Raw genomic sequence first — 21,416 nt, 5'->3', positions numbered from 1 at the left:
GCACGGTCACTCGCCGATGTCCTCGTTCCACAGCTCTGGCCTCGCCGCGACGAAGTCCCGCATCGTCCGCACGCACCCGGGGTCGTCGAGCAGGACGATCTCCACCCCGTGCTCGGCCAGCCAGTCGTGCCCGCCGTGGAAGGTCCGCGCCTCGCCGACGACCACCCGCGAGATGCCGAACTGGCGCACCAGACCGCTGCAGTACCAGCACGGCGACAGCGTCGTGACCATGGTGGTGCCCCGGTAGGTGCGCTGCCGCCCGGCGTCGCGGAAGGCTGCGGTCTCCGCGTGCGTCGACGGGTCGCCGTCCTGCACCCGCCGGTTGTGACCGCGCCCCAGCAACGTGCCGTCCGCGCCGTAGAGGGCCGCGCCGATCGGGATGCCGCCCTCGGCGAGACCGGCCGCGGCCTCCTCGACGGCGGTCGCCAGCCACTGCCGGGCCTGTGCCTGATCCATGTTCTGCTTCCTGCCTCTCGGGTGTTTCCCGTCCCTCGGGTGTCCGGGGGATCGCGCCGCCGCCTCAGGAGGACCTGCGCCCCGCCGGATCCTCCTCGTACATCAACTGCTTGACCCGCCGCAGCACGGGCGTGCACTCCACGTGCTGCACGCCCTCCAGGACGCCCAGCTTCTCGGTCAGGTAGGTGTACAGCGCCTCGGTGTCGCGGTTGAGGACCACCGCGAGGAGGTTGCACGGGCCCGCCGCCGCGCCCGCGAACACCACCTCCGGGTGGGCGGCCATCGCCGCGCCCACCGAGGCCAGCGCCGCGGGAGCGGCCGTGATCCACAGCATCGCGGCACTGACGTGACCGAGCCACTCCGAGTCGAACTGTGTGTCGATGTAGAGCGCCCCGGACGCCAGGAGCTGGTCGAGCCGCCGCCGCAGCGCCGACTCCGAGCGCCCCGTCAGCTTCTGGAGCTCGGCGAAGGAGGCCCGGCCGTCGGCCTCCAGAGCGGCGACGAGCGGCTCGTCCTCCTCGGTGATACGGACGCGGGGCCGCTGCCCGTCCGCTCCCGGGCCGTCCTGCGCCCCGTACCGGGGGCGCAGCAGAGCCACCTCCTCGGCCGTGAGGGCGGTGCTCTTGGCGAACCACCCTGCCGGACCTCCGTAGAACCGGTGCAGCGCCTGGTACGCCTGGATCTCCACGATCCGGGGCGTCCGCGGCAGCTTCCCCAGCAGCAGTTCCTCGTGCTCGCCGCGCGAGCGTGCCCGGGTCACGCAGACCACCTCGGTGCCGCCCGAGGTCAGCGCGATCCACGCGGTGTCCGGGCGGCGGGCCAGCGCCCGGGAGATCGCCCCGGCGGACTCCGGTGCGCAGCGCAGCCGCAGCGTCCACGACTCCTGCCCGAGCACGGTGTGGTCGCGCACCCCCACCACCCGCACCCGGCCTTCGGTCCGCATCCGTTTGAAGCGGCGGGCCACGGTCTGGTCGGAGACCCTGAGAACGGCGGCGATCCGGCTGAAGGAGGCGCGGGCATCGACCTCCAGGGCGTGCAGGAGGCGCTGGTCCAGCTCGTCGAGTGCGTGGTGATCCACCGTCCGCATACCCCCTGGAGTCGGATTCCGTCGATCGGTGCCCGCCGGGTAGGTCAACCCGGCGGCCTTGGCCGAGCGTACGGGAACAGCCCGGGACGCCTCGCCCCGGCGGAGAAAGGACGGAACACCATGCGCAAGTGGGGGCCGCTCACCGCGGTCTGTCTCGGCACCTTCATGCTGCTGCTCGACGTGACGATCGTGATCGTGGCACTGCCCGACATCGCGGGTTCGCTGGGCGCCTCGCTCTCCGAGCTCCAGTGGGTGATCGACATCTACGCCCTGGCGCTGGCCGCGCTGCTGCTCGGCGCGGGCGCCGCCGCCGACGTGACCGGGCGGCGCCGGGTGTACGTGGCGGGCACGGTCCTGTTCGCGCTGGCCTCGCTGGCGTGCGGGCTCGCCACGGGCCCGGTGATGCTGATAGCCGTGCGCGGCCTCCAGGGCGTGGGCGGGGCCGCGATGTTCGCGACGACACTGTCCCTGCTGGGCGCCTCCTACCAGGGCAGGGACCGCTCGGTCGCGCTCGGTGTGTGGGGCGCGGTGAGCGGCGCCGCGGCGGCCATCGGACCGGTGCTCGGCGGGGTGCTCACCCAGGCCCTGGACTGGCGGTGGATCTTCCTGGTGAACCTGCCGGTCAGCGCGGCGGCGGTCTGGATGACGGTGCGGTACGTGCCCCGGACGGGCGGCCGGGGCGGACAGCGGGTCGACTGGGCGGGCACGGCCGCTTTCGCCCTCTTCGCGGGCGCGCTCACCCTGGCGGTCGTACGCGCGGACTCCGTCGGCTGGGCCTCCACGACCACCCTGAGCACGCTGACCGTCGCGGTGCTCGCCCTCGTGGCGTTCGTCGTGGTCGAACGCCGGGCGGCGCACCCGCTGCTGGACCTGCGGCTGCTGCGGCGGCCCTCGTTCGCCGCGGTGATGGTGGGCGCGCTGGCGTTCAACGCGGCGGCCTTCGGCGTGCTCCCGTACACCTCGATCTGGTTGCAGACGCTGATGGGGATGAGCCCGGTACGGGGCGGACTGGTGGTGCTCCCGCTCGCGGTGGCCTCCTTCGTGGTGGCCGCGATCGGCGGACGGCTGCTGCACGGGGCGTCGCCGCGCCTGGTCATCGGGGGCGGCCTGGTGCTGATCGGCGGCGGGGCACTGGCCCAGTCGGTGCTCGCCGCGGACTCCGGCTGGGCCGTGCTCGTCCCCGGGTTCGTACTGGTGGGCATCGGCGTCGGACTGCTCTCGCCGGCCCTCGCCGGGGCCGCGCTGGCCTCCGTACCCGCACGGAACGCGGGCATGGCGGGCGGCGCGGTGAACACCTTCCGCCAGCTCGGGTACGCGCTGGGCGTGGCGGCCTTCGGCACCGTCGTCACCTCCCGCATGGCGGATTCGCTGCGCGCGGTCACCGGTGACGCACGGTCGGCGCGCGAGGCCGCACACGCCCTGGCGGGCGGCGGGGCGGACGCGCTGCGCGGCCGGCTCCCGGACGAGGCACTGCACGCGGCGTTCGCGGCAGGGCTGGACGGAGCGGCCCTGGCGGCGGGGGCGACGGGGATCCTGGCGGGACTCGCGGTGCTGCTGTTCCTCAAGCCCGTACGACAGCCCGAGGGCGGGACCCCGGGGGAGCAGGACAAGGAGCAGGCGGCGGCGGGGGCACGCTGAGGTGGGCCGGGGGTTGGGCCGGGGGCGAGGCCGGAGCCGGGGGTGAGGCCGGAGCCGGAGCCAGGACCGGGGCGGGGACAGAGCAGGAGCCGGGGCCGGGCGGGGACGACAGCCGGGGCCTGGGTCGGTCTGGGCCGGGGCCGAGCGAGGTCGAAGCGAGCCGGGGCCGACCCAAGCCGGGGTTGCCCCAAACCGGGATCGAAGGGCGCCGGGATCGACGTGAGCCGGGGCCGGCCAAAGTCGGGGTTGACCCAAGCCGGGGCCGACCCAAGCCGGGGTAGGCCCAAGCCGGGGTCGAAGCGAGCCGGGACCGAAGAGGGCCGGGGGCGAAGCGAGCCGCGGCCGACCTGAGCCGGGGTTGGCCCAAGCCAAGCCAGAGCCGACCCGAGCCAAGGCCGACCCAAGCCAGGCCCGATGCCAGCCGGGATCGAAGGGCGCCGGGTTCGAGGCGAGACGGGGCCGCGCGCCCCGGGGCCGCGCCTGCCGGGCCGGTTCCGTCCCCCCGGCGCGCGAGGGGAACCGGCAGCACCGGCGCGGCGCGTGAACCGGCCGGGGCGTCGCCCGGACGGCCGGTAGCACGGGCCCGGCCGGGTGCCGCAACGGGGGAGTCGGCCCCGGGGCCCGCGCGCCGGGTTAGCCTGAACCCACAATGAACCGTTTGACGACGTCATGGGGCGTGTCCGAGCTCGCCCGCTTCCCCGAGGACCCCCGCGACACGCTGCGCGCGTGGGACGCCGCCGACGAGTACCTGCTGCGCTTCCTGGCGGGTGACGACGACACCCCCGCGACCGACCTCTCCGGCGAGGTCGTCGTCCTGGGCGACCGGTGGGGCTCCCTGGTCACCGCACTGGCCGCACACCGCCCCACCCAGATCACCGACTCGTACCTGGGCCGCGAGGGCACCCGCGCCAACCTCCGCCGCAACGGCACGGACCCCGACACCCTCCGCCTGCTGTCCACCCAGGCCCCCCCGCCCGAGCGGATCGACGTGCTGCTCGTCCGGGTGCCCAAGAGCCTCGCGCTCCTGGAGGACCAGCTGCACCGGCTCGCCCCGGCCCTCCACCCGAACTCCGTCGTCGTCGGCACCGGCATGGTCAAGGAGATCCACACCTCCACGCTGCGCCTGTTCGAGCGGTTCATCGGCCCCACCCGCACCTCCCTCGCGGAGAAGAAGGCCCGGCTGATCTTCAGTACGCCCACCGCGTCACCCGACCGCAACGGCGACCCGTGGCCGCTCACCTACACCCTGGACACCGACGCCGGGGCCGGAGCGGGCGTGACGGTCACCAACCACGCCGGCATCTTCTGCGCCGAGCGCCTGGACATCGGCACCCGGTTCTTCCTGAAGCACCTGCCGGAGCGGCTGCCGCAGGGCAGCGCCGAACCCGCCCGCATCCTCGACCTCGGCTGCGGAAACGGCGTCGTCGGCACGGCGGCGGCGCTCGCGCACCCCGGGGCCGAGGTGCTGTTCGCCGACGAGTCCTACCAGGCGGTGGCCTCCGCCGAGGCGACGTACCTGGCCAACGTCCCCGAGGGCCGGGGCAAGGGCGAGTTCGCGGTGGGCGACGGCACGGCGGGGATTTCCGAAGGTTCGATCGACCTCGTGTTGAACAATCCTCCGTTCCACTCGCACCAGGCGACCACCGACGCCACGGCCCGCCGCATGTTCGCGGGCGCGCGCGACGTACTGCGCCCCGGCGGGGAACTCCTCGTCGTCGGCAACCGCCACCTCGGCTACCACGTACGGCTGCGCAGGCTCTTCGGGAACTGCGAAGTGATCGCGAGCGACCCGAAGTTCGTGGTCCTGCGCGCGGTCAGGCGCTGACTCCCACCCGTCTCGCCCCGGACCCGGCCGGTATGGCGGAGGGGGGGGGGGGGGGCGGCCCCCCCCCCGCCCCCCCCCACCCCCCCCCCCCCGCCCCCCCCCGCCCCCCCCCGCCCCCCCCCCCGCCCGCGACCGCGCCTCCGGCTCGGGGGGGGGCCGCGGCGTGGTCCGGCGCGCCCCCCCCCGCGGCCCCCCCCGCCGCCCGCCGGGGGGGGGGGGGCGGGGGGGGCCCCGCCCCCCCGCCCGCTCCGCCATCCACCGGTCCCGCTCAGCGCTCCAGCGACTCGAAGTCACCGGACAGCGCCGCGGCCGTCCGCAGGTACGGCGCCGCCTCGTCGTGCCGGCCCTGGCGCTCCAGGGTGCGGCCCAGCATCAGCTGCGCGTAATGCTCGACGGGCCAGCTCTCCAGCACCGTCCGCAGCTCCTGCTCCGCCTTGCCGAGCTGGGCGGAGTGGTAGTACGAGCGGGCCAGCAGCAGCCGCGGCGAGGCCAGCTCCGGGACCTCCTCGACCAGCGGGCCGAGGATGCGCGCCGCCTTGTCGTACTCCTTCGCGTCGAAGAACAGCTGCGCACGGTCCCAGCGCTCGGCGGTGCTGCCCTGCTGGTAGTACGCGTCGTTGAGGTTGACCTGGATGTCCACTGTGCGCTCCTGCCCTTTCGTGCGGCCCCCGCTCCTGACCCGGAGCCGAGGCGGTCATCCCCTCCAACACACGATGTTCGTTGAACATTCCACTACGTTTCAGGGGGGTGCCGCGGCGGCACTGCCCCCGGACCTCGCCGGGCGGCAGTACGTTGACGCCATGAGCAATCTCGATCGTCAGCCCGTGCCCACCGTCTGCGGCGGACGCGGATTCGTCGCCGCCGAGCCGGTGCGCGAACTCCTCTCGCCCCGCCGGGTGCAGCTCGGCGAGTCCACCGAGGTCCGGCGGCTGCTGCCGAACCTGGGGCGGCGCATGGTCGGTGCCTGGGCCTTCGTCGACCACTACGGCCCCGACGACATCGCCGACGAGCCCGGGATGCAGGTCGCACCGCACCCCCACATGGGCCTGCAGACCGTCAGCTGGCTGCACGAGGGCGAGGTCCTGCACCGCGACAGCACGGGCAGCCTGGCCACCATCCGCCCCCGGGAACTCGGTCTGATGACGTCCGGCCGCGCCATCAGCCACTCCGAGGAGTCCCCCCGGCCGCACGCCCGCATGCTGCACGGCGCACAGCTCTGGGTCGCCCTGCCCGACGCCCACCGCCACACCGAACCGCACTTCCAGCACCACGCCGACCTGCCGCAGGTCACCGCCCCCGGCCTGACCGCCACCGTGATCCTGGGCGAACTGGACGGCGCCGCATCGCCGGGCACCGCGTACACCCCGATCGTCGGCGCGGACATCGCCCTGGCCCGCGGCGCGCGGGCCACCCTCCCGCTCGACGCGGACTTCGAGTACGCGGTCCTGTCGATGTCCGGCGAGGCCCACGTGGACGGCGTCCCGGTGCGCCCCGGCTCGATGCTGTACCTGGGCTGCGGCCGCACCGAACTCCCGCTGCGCGCCGAGTCCGACGCGGGCCTGATGCTCCTGGGCGGCGAGCCCTTCGAGGAGGAGCTGGTCATGTTCTGGAACTGGATCGGACGCTCGCACGAGGAGATCGTGCAGGCCCGCGAGGACTGGATGAAGGGGACGAGATTCGGCGAGGTGAAGGGCTACGACGGCTCTCCGATTCCGGCCCCCGAGCTGCCGCCGACGCACCTGAAGCCGCGAGGGAGGGTGCGCTGAGCCGCTGTTCCGCGCCGGCTGCTCGCGGTGGGGACGCTCACCGCGTCCCCATGTCGTGAGCGGTTCCGTCGGCGACGGCTCGGAGTTTGTCCGGGTTGGCCACGTTGTGGATGGCGGTGATGCGGCCGTCGGCGTCGAAGTCGAACGTGACGGTGGCGATCACGCGTCCCGGCGCGCTGAAGACGATGCCCGGCCCGCCGTTGATCCCGACGAGTTCGGCCTTCATGTCGGCGGGCTCGACGCCCTGGTAGGTGACGGTGCCGATGGCCGCGAACCAGTTGGCCACCGTGTTCGCGCCGACAACCGGGCGCAGCGCCTGTTTCACCTTGCCGCCGCCGTCGGTCCACAGGGTGACGTCCGGGGACAGCAGTTCCATCAGGGTGTTGATGTCACCGCCGGTCGTGGCGGCGAAGAACCGCTCGGTGGCCTCGCGCTGCCGGGTCCGGTCGGCTGCGAAGCGTGGCCGCCGGGCCCGTACGTGCTCGCGGGCGCGGTGCGCGGCCTGACGTACCGCGGGTTCGGTACGTTCCACCGCCTCGGCGATTTCGGCGTGGCTGAAGCCGAAGACCTCCTTGAGCACGAACACCGCGCGCTCCAGCGGGCTGAGCGTTTCCAGCACCACCAGCATGGCCATCGACACGGACTCGGCGTTCGCTGCGGCCTCGGAGGCGTCCCCGCCGGTGAGGATGGGCTCGGGCAGCCACGGTCCCACGTAGGTCTCGCGCTTGTGCCGGGTCGAACGCAGCCGTTCCAGCGCCAGGTTGGAGACGATCCGCGTCAAGTACGCCTTGGCGTCGGCCACCTGCGAGCGGTCCGCGGCCGACCACTTGATCCAGGCGTCCTGGACCGCGTCCTCGGCGTCGGCCGCGGTGCCCAGGAGGCGGTAGGCCACGGAGAACAGCAGACCGCGGTGCTCGTGGAAGACCTGCTGGTCGGGGTGGGCCTGCAGATTGGTCACCGGGCCGCCCCGACACGGGTGAAGCGGCCCCCGCGGGGCCAGAACGCGCCCGAGGCGGGCATCTTCTTCATACGGCCGTAGGTCGGCCAGGGCGAGGCGGTCACCGTCTCCTTGTACCAGACGGCCATGCGGCCGGTCAGGCAGATCCGGCGCGGGCTGTCATCGGGGCGGGTGAACTGCACCACGGCATCGCCGCGTCCCAGGCTCACCGGCGTGTGGTAGTAGCCGAAGCGGAACGGCTTGGGCTGCTTGCCGTTGAGCACACGGCCGACGGACAGCGCGGCGTGCACCCCGGTCGGCATGCCGCCCTGGCAGGTGCCGTGCATCACGCCGTAGCCCTGGCGGATCGCGGCCGCGTCGCCGATCGCGTACACGTCCGGGTGGGACACCGACCGCAGTGCGGCGTCGGTGACGATGCGTCCGCGCCGGTCGACGGTCAGCCCGGCGGCGGCCGCCAGCGGCGACACCCGCGTCCCGCTCGTCCACAGGACCGCGTCGGCGGCGATGCTCTCCCCGCCTGCCAGTTCCACCCCGCCGGGCAGCACCTTCACCACTTCGACCCCGGCGCGCACCTCAACTCCCAACCGGTCGAGTGCGGCGTCCACATGTGCCTTGGCCTTGGGTGTCATGGCCTCACCGGGCGCGGCCCGGCCCAGCAGCACGACGTCCAACTCCGGGTGGCGCTCGGCGATCTCGGTGGCCGACTCGACGCCGGTCAGTCCGCTGCCGCCGACCACCACCGTGCCGCTGCCGAGCCGCCCCAGCCGGTCGGCGAGCAACTCGGCCTCCTGGACACTGCTCAGGGTGTACGCGTGGTCCTCGGCCCCCGGCACCGCCGACGTGTCGGCCACACTGCCCAACCCGTACACCAATGTGTCGTAGTGCAGCACCCGGTCGTCGTCGATCCGCACCGTCTTGGCGTCCGCGTCCACCGCCGTCACCCAGCCCCGTACGAATCGCGCGCCCGTGCCCTCCAGCATCTCCGGGATGCTCAGCTCGGCGAGCCGTCGGCCGGTCGCCGTCATGTGCAGCCGCATGCGCTCGGTGAACCGTTCCTGCGCATTGACCACGGTCACCTGTACGCCCTCGCGCCGCTTGCCCCGGGCCGCCAGTTGGACGGCCGCGGCCATACCCGCGTACCCGGCCCCCAGAATCACCACACGGTGTGTGCTCGTCATGCCGGTCTCCTGCTGTGCGCTCATCGTTCCGTCCTCCTCCATCGCTGCTGATGACCACTAGATGGAAGGGGGCCTCCCGTCCGTGACACGAGATTGATGTGACGCGCACCACAGCTCGAATCGATGTCCGCCAGAAGCCTCCGGGCAAGAAAGTGACGGTCGGGGCGTCGTGCGGCCCCAAGAACGGCGCGTCCATCCGGTCACGCGCCCACACAGCCGCCGTGCCCCGCGGATCGCTCGCCGGATGACCAGGGCCGAGAGCCGTCGGTGGTGTCGGGCTCCTTACGCCCGCGCGGGCGCCGGTGGGGGTGCGGTGGCCGTCGCGGGGGCTGTCCGGGAGGATTCCAGTGGCGTCGCGGTCCCTGCTCCAGGGGTGGGCGGGGCGACCGGCGGGCACTCCTCCAGGGCGTAGGCGACCGCTCTCTCCGAGGGCAGTTGGGCGCCCTGGCGCAGGGCGGTGTCGCAGGCCGTGCGGCCGAGGGACTCCCGGGCCCGGCGTACCCCCTCGTCGTGCGGGGCCCGCCAGTACGCCGAGCCGAACCAGGGCACCCCGATGGTGGTCCACTGCTCCGCCGCCGCCCCGAGCAGCAGGGCCGCCCGGCGGTCCGTCCCGTCGGCGGCGGCGATCCAGCCCAGCAGGTCGACGGTCATGGCCGCACCCAGCCGGTCGCGGAAGTCCCGCTTCATGCGCAGGCACTCTCTCGCGTGCCGGGCCGCCACCGCCCGGTCACCGTCCGCCGACTCGGCGAAGGCCTGTACGTAGAGGACGTAGGAGAGGGTCCACCTCTCGTCGTGGGCGGCGCACGTGCTGCGTGCCTTCCGGCAGAGCTCGACTGCCCGGTCCGGCTCGCCCAGGAAGACGCTTGCCATGGCGAGCTGCGCCTGCGCCATGATCACCATGCTGTCCGTGGCGCCGAGCGCGGAGTAGTGGTCGAGGGCCTCTTCGAGCAGCAGCCGCGCGTGCCCCGGCTCGTCGCGGAGCAGGGCGGCGGCGCCCGCCATGTGCGTGCCGTGGGCCATCGCCGCGTCGTCACCGAGCCGCCCGGCCACCTCCCGGCACTCCGCCGAGCGAGTCACGCTCGCGGCGAGGTCCCCGCGCAGGTACGCGATCCGGCTCATCACCCACAGGGCCTTCGCGCGTTCCCCCGAGGGCTCCCGGGTCAGGCGCAGCGCCCGGTCGAGCCAGCGCTGCGCCTCCTCCACGTAGCCGCAGGCGATCCAGTAGAAGTACAGGGCGGCGGCCAGCCGGGCGCCGGCCGGGCCTTCCCCCGCCGTGGCGAAGGAGAAGCCGAGCGCCTCGCGGAAGTTGGCGTGCTCCGAGCGCAGGCGGTCCGCCCAGACCGCCTGCCCGGAGCCGAACCACTCCCGCTCGCCCTGCTCGGCGAGCGCCAGGTAGTGGTCCCGGTGGCGACGGCGCAGCGCGATCCGCCGGTCGCCGTCGCGGATCTGCCGTCGCCCGTACTCGCGCAGCGTCTCCAGGAGCCGGAAGCGGATGCCGCCCGCCGACCGCTCACGGATCAGTACCGATTTGTCGACCAGCCCGTCGACCAGGTCGAGGATCTCCCCGGTGGGGAGGTCGTCGCCCGCGCAGACCGCCTCGGCCGCCTCCAGGTCGAAACTGTCGGTGAAGGTCGACAGCCGCACCCAGAGCAACCGTTCGTCGTCCGTGCACAGATGGAAGCTCCAGCACACCGTCGCCTGCAGGGTCTGGTGGCGCGGCAGCGCGGTGGGCCGGGCCGACGCCAGCACCCTGAAGCGGTCGTCGAGCCGGGCCAGCAGCTGTTCGGGGGAGAGCGTCCGCAGCCGCCCGGCCGCCAGCTCGATCGCCAGCGGAATGCCGTCGAGCCGCTGGCAGATCCGGGTCACGGTCGCCCTGATCTCCGGCGACATGGCGAATCCGCAGGGGACCGCGGCCCGCGCCCGGTGCGCGAACAGGGTGACGGCGGCCGACTCCTCGTCCGGCGCCGCCCCGGTCCCGGCCGAATCCTCGCGGCCACGGGCGGCCTCCGGCAGCACCCGCAGAGGTGCCACCGGCAGGAAGTGCTCACCGTCGATGGCCAGCGGCTGCCTGCTCGTGGCGAGCACCCGCAGACGGGTGGCGGCCTTGAGCAGGGCGTCGACGAGCACGGCACAGGCGTGCAGCACGTGCTCGCAGTCGTCCAGCACCAGGAGCACCTCGCGGTCCCGGAGATGCCGTACCAGCGAGGCCAGGGGGGTGCCGCCCGTCTGGACGTGGACGTCCAGTGCCTCGGCCACCGCGTGCGCGACGAGTCCGGGGTCGGAGAGTCCGGCCAGTTCGACCAGCCACACGCCGTCCCGGAAGTCCGGCCGATGGTTGAGGGCGGCACGCAGCCCCAGTCTCGTCTTGCCCACGCCGCCCACCCCGGTCAGCGTCACCAGCCGGCTCGCCGCCAACAGGTCGCGCACCCCGTCCAGTTCGCGCTGCCTGCCCACGAAGCTGGTCAGCTCCGTGGGCAGGTTTCCCCGCGCCCGCGGTGCGGCCCCCTGCTCCGGGCGGTCCTCGGGCGGGGGAAGTACGGCGGGCACCTCGGGGGTGGGGGCGGGCGGGTCGAGCGCGGTGTCGGCGGCCAGGATCTGTTCGTGCACGCGGCGCAGTTCCGCGCCCGGCTCGATGCCCAGCTCCTCGGTCAGCAGCCGGTGGGCGTCCCGGTACGCCTGCAGGGCCTCGGCCTGCCTGCCCGAGCGGTGCAGGGCGCGCATCAGCAGGGCGTGCGGCCGCTCCCGCAGCGGGTGCGCGGCGATCAGCCGGCGCAGCTCGCCCACCAGATCGGTGTCGGCCCCCAGCGCCAGATCGACCTCGATGCGTTCCTCCAGCACCCCCAGCCGGTGCTCCTCCAGCCGGTCCCGCTCGGCGTCCAGGAGCGGGCTGGCCAGCCCCTCGCACAGCCTGCCCCGCCACATCCGCAACGCGGTGTGCAGCGCCTCGGCCGCCGCGCGCAGGTCCCCGGCGGCGCGGGCGGAGCGCCCGCGTTCCATCTGCCCCGTGAGCACCTCCCGGTCCAGCCCGCCGGGCGGCACCGTGAGCACGTAGCCGGCCTCGGTCCAGTTCAGCAGACGTGACGGCGCGCGGGCCGGGCGGCCGGGTTCCAGTACCCGGCGCAGTCCGGCGGCGTGCCGCTGGAGCAGATTGACGGCCCGCCCGGGGGCCGCGGCCCCCCACACCGCCTCGATCAGCTTCCCCCGGGACACCGGACGGTTGGCGTTCAGCAGCAGTACGGCGAGCATCACCCGCTGCTGCACCGGCCCCGCGTCCAGTTCCTCGCCGTCGCGCCAAACCCGTAACGGGCCGAGCAGATCGAACCTGAGCTTTCCGGACATCGATCGGCCTTCCATCGACGTCACCCCCGTGAAGCAGTCCTCGTCACCCTCACCGGCGGTACTCCCGCCGGTCACCCGAGGGGCGGCCCCCGCGCACCGGCCGTGGCCGGCGCCGCGTACCCGTCCCGCGCCCTTGACCCGCACGAGGAGGCGGTGCCGCCACCCCGGCCGACCGTGCAGGCGGTGCGAGGTTCTCCGGCCGAGGGGAAGTGCGGCGGAGCCGTCGCGCCACGTGACGGGGGTGCTGGAGTGGCCCGCCGGGGCGTCGATCCGGCCGTGTCTGCGACCTGTCGGCGACAGCGGGCGCACGGGCCTCTCGTGCGGGAGACCTTCAGCGTCACTCCTCAGGGAAGACGCAGGGGCGGGCGCCGACGATGCCCGCGAATGGCAAAATCGCGGTCATGCGTCGGCGCTCCTGTCCCAGAAGGGGGTGTTCGCCGCGGGCCGTCCCCGCTGCGGACCTGCTACGCCAGCGCCTCGTCCAGCCAGCGGTCGAGGAACGTCCTGCTGCGGCTCTCCAGCTGTCCCGCGTACCGGTGGGTGTCCGCCCGGATTCCCTCGACGGACACCCCGGGTGCCTGCCCTATCTCGTGGGCGTGGCCGATCAGCCAGGACTCGATGGCGGAACCGAGCACCTCCACGTGGAACTGCAGCCCGAGCGCGGTGCGCCCGACCGCGAAGGCCTGGTTCGTGCACACCGGGGTGGAGGCGAGGTGCGTGGCCCCCGTCGGCAGGTCGAAGGTGTCGCCGTGCCAGTGCAGCACCGGGGAGGTCAGCCCGGCGAGGGGTGACCCGGCCCCCTCCTCGGACAGTTCGACCGGGCCCCAGCCGATCTCCTTCGCCTCGGCCGGGTAGACCTTGGCACCCAGCGCGGCGGCGATCAGCTGGGCACCCAGGCAGATGCCCAGCACTGGTTCCGCACGGGACAGCCTGGCCCGGATCAGCGCCAACTCCTCCTCCAGGAAGGGGTACGCATCGGTGTCGAGGGCGCCGACGGGCCCGCCGAGGACGACGAGCAGCCGCGGCGAGCGCCGTTCCACCCGGCTGCGGAGCCGGCCCTTGCCGGCGTCGACGTAGCTGACGTTCATACCGCGTTCGAGCAGCACCTGCGCGAAGGAACCGAGGTCCTCGAAGGCGACGTGCCGGATGGCCACGGCTTCTGTCATGGGGATCATCTCCGGGAGGGCGAGGTGCACCGGACCGCTGCGGCCGGTGGTGCTTGCGTGGTCAGAGGTCCAGCACGAGCCGGGTCCCGCAGGCCCGGGAGACGCAGATCATCATGGTGTCCCCGGACGCCTTCTGCCTGTCGGTCAGGACGGAGTCACGGTGTTCGACGGTCCCCTCGACGACACCGGTCTCGCAGGTGCCGCAGATGCCTTCGCGGCAGGCCGCGAAGGTCGGTACGCCCGCGCGGTCGGCCACGTCGAGGATCGACTCGTGCGGGGCGACCGTCAGGGTCAGGTCCGAGCGGCCGCACACCACTTCGAAGGCGGTGGCCCGGTCCGCCTCCTCGGGCGGCACCGGCCGGGCCCGGAAGCGCTCGGTGCGCAGGCTGTCGGCCGGCCAGCCGGCGCAGCCGTTCTCCACGGCGGCGACCAGGGGTTCCGGCCCGCAGCAGTACACCAGGCAGTCCTCCCTCGGCGGGTCGAGCACCGTCGCCAGCGGGAGGAGCCCCGCTTCGTCCTGCGGGTGGATCGTCACCCGGTCGCCGTAGGGCTTCAGTTCGTCGAGGAAGGCCATCGACTCCCGGGTCCGGCCGCCGTAGAGCAGCTGCCAGTCCCGCCCGTCCGCCTCGGCCGCGGCGATCATCGGCAGGATCGGGGTGATGCCGATGCCGCCGGCGACGAAGAGGTAGCGGGCGGCCGGTTCCAGCGGGAAGTGGTTGCGCGGCCCGCGGACCAGGACGTCCGTGCCGGCGCCGATCTCCTGGTGCACATGGCGGGAGCCGCCGCGGCCGTTCGGTTCGCGCAGGACGGCGACGCGCCACGCGTACCGGTCGTCCGGGTTGCCGCACAGCGAGTACTGCCGTACGAGGTCGATTTCGGGAATTATCAGGTCGATGTGGGCCCCCGGCGTCCAGCGGGGCAGTTCGCCCCCGGCCGGATCGACGAGGGTGAGGGTGACCACGCCGTCGGCGGCCCTCACCCGCTCGCCGACGCGTAGGACGGCGGTGTGTTCCTCACGGGATGCGGGCGCGTTCGGCGCCGCCAGGTCTGCGATGTCAACGGACATGTCCTGCTGGCTCCTGCGTTCTGTGCGACTGGGAGGGAAGTGGGGAGAAGCGGGGACGGGACGGCGCGAGGGCCGGGCGTGCGGGCACTCAGGTCCGGCGCGAGGGCCGGGACCACGTGCGTGCGGGTACCGCGGAAGCACCCGTGGTGCTTGTGCAAGCGCCCCGAAAGCACCGGCAGGCGCCGCGAAAGCACCGGCGGGTGGCGCGAGAGCGCCCGCGGGAAGCGCGAGAGCACTCGTGGTGCGTAGGGATCGGTGGTGCGTAGGGACCGGCGGTGCGTGCGTGCGGCCGTGCGGGGGAGAGCGGGCCCGGTGCGGTCATGGCGCCGCACCGGACCCGCTCGGTCAGGAGATCAGACCCTGCCGGGCGAAACTCTCACGGGCCGCGGCGGAGTCCAGGAGACCGATCTCCTCGGCGAGCGAGACGATCTCCGCGTAGTTCAGCGACGTCAGATCGGCGGCTCCCAGGCTCCGGCAGTCCCGGATCATCTCGTCGGCCTGCGGGAACCCGATCTGCCGCAGCATCGACAGCCAGACGTCCAGTTCCCGGTCCGCGAACCAGACCACCGGCTCGGCGAGCACGTCGGCGAAGGCGGCGCGCTGCTGTTCCGTCAACTCGTGCGCGAAGAGCTGCGCCAGGGACCTGAACAGCGGGCTGTGCACCATCTCGTCGTGCCGGTGCGCCGCCACCGTCATCCGGTTGAAGGACTGGATCTCCTCGCTCTCGCTGAGCAGATGCAGATAGTCACTGATGAAGATCTCCGACACCACCGCGGTGGCGAACTGGACCATTCGCCCCTGCCACGGCTCGGTGGACCGCTGCTGGCGGTCGCGCATGTGGCGGACCAGGTTGAACTGCGGAATCTCCAGGTCCGCCAGCCCGCGCCGGGCACGCGTCAGCCGGCTCGCCTGCTCCACGAGGTGGACGTGGTAGACCTCGTCCACCATCGTTTCGCACACCGCCATCTGCGAGTCGTCGGAACGGAGACCTGGCATCGCCCCGCCGAGGATGTCGAGACAGGTCGGATTCACGATCTCCGTCTCGATCTGCGTGGTCTTGGCGTTGTACATCAGCCAACCGCAGCTCAGCACACGGGACTTCATCTCCGGCGTACTCGACCTGTACTGCGGCATGTTCCGGAACGGCAGGAGGCTTTCGAGGAAGTCCTCCTTGTCCGCCTCGAAGAACGGCTCCAGCTCCTGCTTCTTCACATATGCGCGCCGGGGCCAACTGGTGGCCAGACGCCCGAGCATGATCTTGGTGTGGGACAGTTCATCGGTCTCGGCGGCCCGGGGATCCAGGCCCTCGTCCATGATCACGAGTACGACTCCAATGCGGCAACGCTGCCGCGGTCTGCTTCTTCGGGCTTTCTCGTCACGCTGCTTGCGGTCGTGGCACGGTGCGCGCTCAGCGGTTCCGCCCGGCGGCGAACTCCCCGTGGAACATCATCAGTCCGTCGTCGTGGTCGTAGATCTTGGCCACCTTGTCCGTGTTGGTGTCGATACGCACGAGGTGGTCGCTCACGAAGCTGGAGACGAACACCGAGTCCTCGTCGACCATGGCCGTGGCGGTGTGGGCGTTGCGGAAGTCGGCGGGCAGCTCCCGGCCGGGGCGCATCCGCTTGAGGAAGCGGGGGTGGGCACGGTCCTGGATGTCCCAGATCGAGATGTAGCCGTCGCGCCCGTAGTTGAAGGGGCTGTCGAACTGCGGACCCCACGAGTCCTCCTCCGCCACGTACAGCTTGTCCTTGGCGATGGCCAGGTCCGAGGGCGACCTGTACATGCCCGCGCCGCCCGGTGTACGGGTGTGGCCGATGACCATCTCGGCGGTGTCCAGGTCGGTGTCGATCAGCCAGACGCTCGGTCCGACGACCGTGGCCCCCTGGGGCGTCCTGGACGTGGAGCCGATCTGCATGGCCCCGATGTACGCGTAGCGGTTGTCGATCCACTGGGCGTAGTGCGCGAACGCGCCGTACTCCATCTCCGTGCCCAGGGTGATGGTGTGCGTCGCCTCGACCTTGCCGGTGTGCCGGTCGGGCCGGTAGACGCGCACCTCGCCGATGTCGTAGTCGTACCCGACGCCCAGCCCGACGGTGCCCTTCGGGTTGAAGTTGACCCCGTGGGTCTGCCGGGTCAGCCTGCGGTCCGAGTACAGGACGCGCTGCTCCAGCGTGCCGTCGTGCCGGATCCTGAAACCGCGGACCCGGTCGTCCGTGTAGTGCGTGATGTACGTGAACCGGGAACGGGGCAGGAAGGTCGGCCCGTGCGTCTGGGTGTACAGCGGCCTGGTCCACGGCATGATCGGCTGGTTCGGCGAGGTCTGCTTGAGGTTCGGCATGTCGGACGGGGTGCCGGAGACGTCCAGCGGGACGATCTGCCGGACCTCGACGTCGGCGCTGCCGCCGTCCCAGTCGATGCCGTTCAGGTGCAGCACCACGATGGACCCGTTGAAGGGCGGGATGGCGTCCGTGGCGATGTACACCGTCTCCTCGTCGGCGGCTATCCACGAGTGCTGGAGGCTCGCGGGTTGCCAGCCGTCGAGGCTTTCGAGTGCGACGGTGACGAGCTTGTCCTCCTCCGCGTGGACGAGGACGAGCTCCTTGGACATCATGTTCACTCCAGTGAGAATGTGCATTCTCGTGTGCTCCCGAGTAGGTGGTCGGTCGTTGCTGTCCACGGTGCGACGCAGCTGTGCACGCACACCGGTCGACGCCGTTCCGCGAAGCTGCCGCGGTCGGCGGACCGGGGCCGGGAAAATCGCCCGGACCCGGTACCGTGCCTCGCGAATCGGCTCGCAGCCCCGGCGCCGGACCGGCCGCCGCACGGCCGGACCGTGCGGGTCCGCCTGGGGCGACGCCACTGCTCTTCGGAGACTGCGCCCGCCGGCCGGGGAGCACCTCGGTGCCCGCCCCACGCGGCGAAGTACCCATCGTGCGTGAGCGGGTTGCAGCACCTATTGCAGAACTCGTTGCAGCGGACCGCGCGGAGCGGCCCGACGGTTGCTCCCGTCGGGCCGGACGGCCTCAGCCGTACACCTGCCGCCGCACCGGCCCCTCCCGCCACCGGGGCGGGCGGCCAGGGGCGCCGGTCAGCGGGTGCGGGAGTACGGAGTCCCCGGGGCGGACGGGGCCGTGCGGCCGGAGCGGGCCAGGGAGAGCAGCCAGGCGATGCCCACCAGGGACACCACGATCAGCCCGCCGTCGGAGAACAGCGTGAAGAGGTGCTTCTGCTCGGCGGTGGGCCGGGGGATGTAGCCCTGGGCGAACAGGGAGCGCTGCAGTTCGTCGGCGGGGGACAGGCGGGCGACCAGCCACACCGCGATGCCGTGCATCGAGTCCCACAGCGCGTGCAGCAGCGAGACGCCCAGGTAGGTGCCGAGGACCGGGCCGCCGAGCCGGTAGCGGCCGTTCGTCCGGCGGTGCGCCAGCAGGACCCCGCCCGCGATGGCGGTCCACAGGCCGTGCCCGAACGGAGCGAGCAGACCCCGCAGGACCTCCGTTTCCAGCAGCGAACGCAGGTCGAGCCCGTCCAGCGTGAGCGCGGCATTGAACGCGTAACCGGCGCTCTCGAAGGCGGCGAAGCCGAACCCGACCGCCGCGCCCAGCACCAGCCCCGCGCGCAGACCGCGCAGTTGCCGGTAGTGCCGTACGACGTACATCAGGGCCAGCAGCTTCACGGCCTCCTCGATCAGGCCGACCCCCGCGAACATCCACACCGAGGGGCGCAGCAGGTACGACTCCACCACCGAGGCGCCGAGCACGCCGAGGATGCCGCCGACGACGAAGCAGCGCAGCAGGACGTTGACGCCCAGGTCGCGCCCGTGCTTCTCGTACGCCCACAGCGCGAAGACACCGGGCACGAGGAAGCTGCCCAGCAGGATCAGGGTGGGCAGGAGATTGGTGTTCTTCGTCGTGTACGTGATGACCGCCGTCAGCAGCCACAGCGCGAGGCCGCCCAGCAGACAGCGCAGCCACAGGCCGGGCTTCGGCGGGGCAGGGGCGGTCGGTCCGGGCTCGGCCTGCTGGCTCATGGCACCTCTTCGGTCCGGTCGCGGGGGCGGACGTGCCGTGCCCGCCCTCAGGACCTGCTCATCCGGGGGCTCAGGGGGCGGAGCCGGGCGGGGAACTCCTGCGGGTGCGGGCGGGAGGCACGCTGCCAGCCTGGCAGCCGGGACGGTGGCGCGGTGCGCTGACATGGGCCGGACGGGTGGCGGACGCGTCAGGAGGGCGACCGCGAAGTTCACCCGACCGGCCGTCGTGTCCCTGCGTGCCTCCTGTTCCTCGGGTGCACTGGAGGGGATCTCTCCGCGTCCGGCAATGCGCCCGGAAATTCCCGGACACCCCCGGCGATCCCAGGACGGCCTCCATGACCATGTCCCCCTTCGAGTCCTTCGGCGGCTCGGACCCGTTCAACGACATCCTGAACCGCTTCTTCGGGATGTCCCCGGCCTCGTCCCCGCCGCAGGTGCAACGGGTGCCGATCGGGCGGCTGTTGACCGACTCGTCGCGGGAGCTGATCGAGCGGGCGACCACCCGGGCGGTCGAGGACGGCAGCAGGGACCTGGACACCGAGCACCTGCTGTGGGCGGCCACCCAGGTGGACCCCGCCCGCGGCCTGCTCGCGCGGGCGGGCGTCGACCCCGACCGGCTCGGGAAGGAGATCGCGGAGACCCTGCCGGGCGAGAGCGCGGTGCCGTCCGCCGAGCCCAGCATGACGCCCGCCGTCAAGCGCGTACTGCTCAAGGCGTTCGAGGAGTCCCAGGCCGCGGGCGGCACCTACATCGGCCCCGAACACATCCTCGCCGCCCTCCTCGGCACCCCGGAGTCCGGTGCGGCACGGACCCTGTCCGCCCAGGGGGCCGACCCGGCGAAGCTGCGGGACACCACCGAGGGCGCCGTACGCGCGGAAGGAACCGCGGCCGGCGGCACCACCAGCCGGACGCCCACCCTGGACGAGTTCGGACGGGACCTGACGGAGGAGGCGAAGGCGGGCAGGCTCGACCCGGTGGTCGGGCGCGGCGAGGAGATCGAGCAGACCGTCGAGATCCTCTCCCGCCGCTCGAAGAACAACCCCGTCCTCATCGGTGAGCCGGGCGTCGGCAAGACCGCCATCGTCGAGGGCCTCGCGCAGCGGATCGTGGCGGGCGACGTGCCCAAGACGCTCAAGGGCAAGCGGGTGATCGGCCTGGACCTGTCCGGCCTGGTGGCCGGCGCCCAGTACCGGGGCCAGTTCGAGGAACGGCTCAAGAAGGTCATCGACGAGGTGAAGTCGGCCTCCGAAGGGCTGGTGCTGTTCATCGACGAACTGCACACCGTCGTCGGCGCCGGGGCCACCGGAGAAGGCTCGATGGACGCGGGCAACATGCTCAAACCCGCCCTGGCGCGCGGCGAGTTGCACGTGGTGGGCGCGACCACCATCGACGAGTACCGCAAGTACGTGGAGAAGGACGCCGCACTGGAACGCCGCTTCCAGCCCGTCATGGTGCCCGAGCCCTCGGTCGAGGAGACGGTGGAGATCCTGGAGGGGCTGCGGGACTCCTACGAGGCCCACCACCAGGTGCGCTTCGGCGACGGCGCCCTGACCGCCGCCGCCGAACTCTCCGACCGCTACATCAGCAACCGCTTCCTGCCCGACAAGGCCATCGACCTCATCGACCAGGCGGGCGCCCGGGTGCGGCTGCGCAGCAGCGGCCGCTCCACCGAGGTCGTCGCGCGCGAGGACAGGCTGGCCAGACTGAACCGCGAGAAGGACGAGGCGGTCGCCGCCGAGGACTTCGAGAAGGCGTCCGGCCTCAAGCGCACGATCGCCGAGACCGAGAGCGAACTGGCCGGGATCGAGGAACGGCGCGAGGGCGTCGTGGAGGTGACGGCCGCCGACATCGCCGACGTCGTCGCCCGCCGCACCGGCATCCCCGTCTCCCAGCTCACCGCGAGCGAGAAGGAGAAGCTGCTCGCACTGGAGGACGCGCTGCACTCACGCGTGGTCGGCCAGGACGAGGCGGTCCTCGCCATCTCCGAGGCGGTGCGCCGCAGTCGCGCGGGAATGGGCGACCCCAACCGTCCCGTCGGCTCCTTCCTCTTCCTCGGCCCCACCGGAGTCGGAAAGACCGAACTGGCCAAGGCGCTCGCCGAGTTGCTGTTCGGCGACGAGGACCGCATGGTCCGCTTCGACATGAGCGAGTTCCAGGAGAAGCACACCGTCTCCCGGCTGGTCGGCGCCCCGCCCGGATACATCGGGCACGACGAGGCGGGCCAGCTGACCGAGCGGATCCGCCGCCAGCCGTACAGCGTGCTGCTCTTCGACGAGATCGAGAAGGCCCACCCCGACGTCTTCCACACCCTCCTCCAGGTCCTCGACGACGGACGGCTGACCGACTCCCAGGGGCGGACCGTCGACTTCCGCAACTGCGTCGTGATCATGACCTCCAACATCGGCGCCGCCCGCATCCTGGCCCACCACGGCGACGTGTCGGAGATCAAGGACGACCTGAAGCAGGACCTGCGCGCCTTCCTGGCGCCGGAGTTCCTCAACCGCATCGACGAGACGATCATCTTCCACGGCCTGGGCGAGGAGGATCTCGGCCGGATCGTCGATCTCATGCTGGAGAGCAGCAGACGCCGGGTACGCGCCCAGGACATGGATCTCGTGGTCACCGAGGCGGCCAGGAAGCTGCTCGTCGCGCACGGCCACCAGCCGGAGTTCGGCGCGCGCCCGCTGCGCCGCACGATCCAGGGCGAACTCGACAACCGGCTGGCGATGCTGATGCTCAGCGGCGAGGCCCTGCCCGGCGACACCATCACGGCCGATGTCCAGGACGACTCCCTCACCTGCTCCGTCGCCAGGCCCGCCGGACCTGCGAGTGCGGGAGCCGCGCCGGGCGCCGACCCGGGACCGGACCCGGAAACGGCCGGGGACACCACGGCCTAGCCCGGCGCCC

General features: G+C 72.7%; 15 protein-coding genes. 4 read left to right on the top strand and 11 right to left on the bottom strand.

What is annotated here, in order from left to right:
* Nucleotides 1–6 precede the first annotated feature (6 nt).
* Entirely contained in the window at nt 7–456 is a 450-nt protein-coding gene (locus tag ACFYVL_RS36775; RefSeq protein WP_389252893.1) for a nucleoside deaminase, read from the bottom strand.
* Between the two features lie 64 nt (nt 457–520).
* Entirely contained in the window at nt 521–1,543 is a 1,023-nt protein-coding gene (locus tag ACFYVL_RS36770) for an Lrp/AsnC family transcriptional regulator (RefSeq protein WP_389252891.1), read from the bottom strand.
* A gap of 120 nt (nt 1,544–1,663) precedes the next feature.
* Here ACFYVL_RS36770 and ACFYVL_RS36765 point away from each other — a divergent pair, with 120 nt between their 5' ends.
* On the top strand, nt 1,664–3,181 hold the full coding sequence (locus tag ACFYVL_RS36765; protein ID WP_389252889.1) for an MFS transporter: 1,518 nt from the start codon (nt 1,664–1,666) through the stop codon (nt 3,179–3,181).
* A 649-nt stretch (nt 3,182–3,830) separates the two neighbouring features.
* Nucleotides 3,831–5,006 (top strand): methyltransferase, encoded by a 1,176-nt coding sequence (locus ACFYVL_RS36760; protein WP_389252887.1) that lies wholly within the window; start codon nt 3,831–3,833, stop codon nt 5,004–5,006.
* A gap of 268 nt (nt 5,007–5,274) precedes the next feature.
* Here ACFYVL_RS36760 and ACFYVL_RS36755 read toward each other — a convergent pair whose 3' ends face one another.
* Complete coding sequence (locus tag ACFYVL_RS36755; protein ID WP_389252885.1) at nt 5,275–5,646, bottom strand: tetratricopeptide repeat protein; 372 nt, start codon at nt 5,644–5,646, stop codon at nt 5,275–5,277.
* Between the two features lie 160 nt (nt 5,647–5,806).
* On the opposite strand from ACFYVL_RS36755, the gene ACFYVL_RS36750 reads away from it, so the two are divergent.
* The gene (locus ACFYVL_RS36750; protein ID WP_389252883.1) at nt 5,807–6,772 is read left to right on the top strand and encodes a pirin family protein; all 966 of its coding nucleotides are present in this window, start codon (nt 5,807–5,809) and stop codon (nt 6,770–6,772) included.
* Between the two features lie 37 nt (nt 6,773–6,809).
* Here the strand turns inward: ACFYVL_RS36750 and ACFYVL_RS36745 are convergent, their stop codons facing one another.
* The 8 genes from ACFYVL_RS36745 to ACFYVL_RS36710 form a co-directional block, all read right to left on the bottom strand.
* Complete coding sequence (locus ACFYVL_RS36745; RefSeq protein ID WP_389252881.1) at nt 6,810–7,730, bottom strand: RNA polymerase sigma-70 factor; 921 nt, start codon at nt 7,728–7,730, stop codon at nt 6,810–6,812.
* A complete protein-coding gene (locus ACFYVL_RS36740; protein ID WP_389252879.1) occupies nt 7,727–8,932 on the bottom strand; it encodes an NAD(P)/FAD-dependent oxidoreductase in 1,206 nt (401 codons plus the stop codon). The genes ACFYVL_RS36745 and ACFYVL_RS36740 overlap by 4 nt, the downstream gene beginning before the upstream one ends.
* Nucleotides 8,933–9,190: 258 nt before the next feature.
* Nucleotides 9,191–12,247: a BTAD domain-containing putative transcriptional regulator gene (locus ACFYVL_RS36735; RefSeq protein ID WP_389252877.1), complete on the bottom strand. Its 3,057-nt coding sequence runs from the start codon at nt 12,245–12,247 to the stop codon at nt 9,191–9,193.
* A gap of 464 nt (nt 12,248–12,711) precedes the next feature.
* The gene (locus tag ACFYVL_RS36730; RefSeq protein WP_389252875.1) at nt 12,712–13,413 is read right to left on the bottom strand and encodes a glutamine amidotransferase; all 702 of its coding nucleotides are present in this window, start codon (nt 13,411–13,413) and stop codon (nt 12,712–12,714) included.
* Between the two features lie 61 nt (nt 13,414–13,474).
* Entirely contained in the window at nt 13,475–14,479 is a 1,005-nt protein-coding gene (locus tag ACFYVL_RS36725) for a PDR/VanB family oxidoreductase (RefSeq protein ID WP_389252873.1), read from the bottom strand.
* A gap of 345 nt (nt 14,480–14,824) precedes the next feature.
* Entirely contained in the window at nt 14,825–15,793 is a 969-nt protein-coding gene (locus tag ACFYVL_RS36720; RefSeq protein WP_389253028.1) for a diiron oxygenase, read from the bottom strand.
* 94 nt (nt 15,794–15,887) lie between these two features.
* Nucleotides 15,888–17,114: a hypothetical protein gene (locus ACFYVL_RS36715; RefSeq protein WP_389252871.1), complete on the bottom strand. Its 1,227-nt coding sequence runs from the start codon at nt 17,112–17,114 to the stop codon at nt 15,888–15,890.
* A gap of 453 nt (nt 17,115–17,567) precedes the next feature.
* Nucleotides 17,568–18,509, bottom strand: coding sequence for a PrsW family intramembrane metalloprotease (locus ACFYVL_RS36710; protein ID WP_389252869.1), 942 nt, complete (start codon nt 18,507–18,509; stop codon nt 17,568–17,570).
* A gap of 335 nt (nt 18,510–18,844) precedes the next feature.
* Between ACFYVL_RS36710 and ACFYVL_RS36705 the strand changes: the two genes are divergently transcribed.
* Complete coding sequence (locus tag ACFYVL_RS36705) at nt 18,845–21,406, top strand: ATP-dependent Clp protease ATP-binding subunit (RefSeq protein WP_389252868.1); 2,562 nt, start codon at nt 18,845–18,847, stop codon at nt 21,404–21,406.
* Nucleotides 21,407–21,416: the final 10 nt, after the last annotated feature.

The organism is Streptomyces sp. NPDC004111, from assembly GCF_042874215.1.
In the GTDB taxonomy this organism is placed as follows: Bacteria; Actinomycetota; Actinomycetes; order Streptomycetales; family Streptomycetaceae; genus Streptomyces.
The sequence above is the reverse complement of the archived record's forward strand: the minus strand, read 5'-3'. Positions and strand labels throughout refer to the sequence as shown.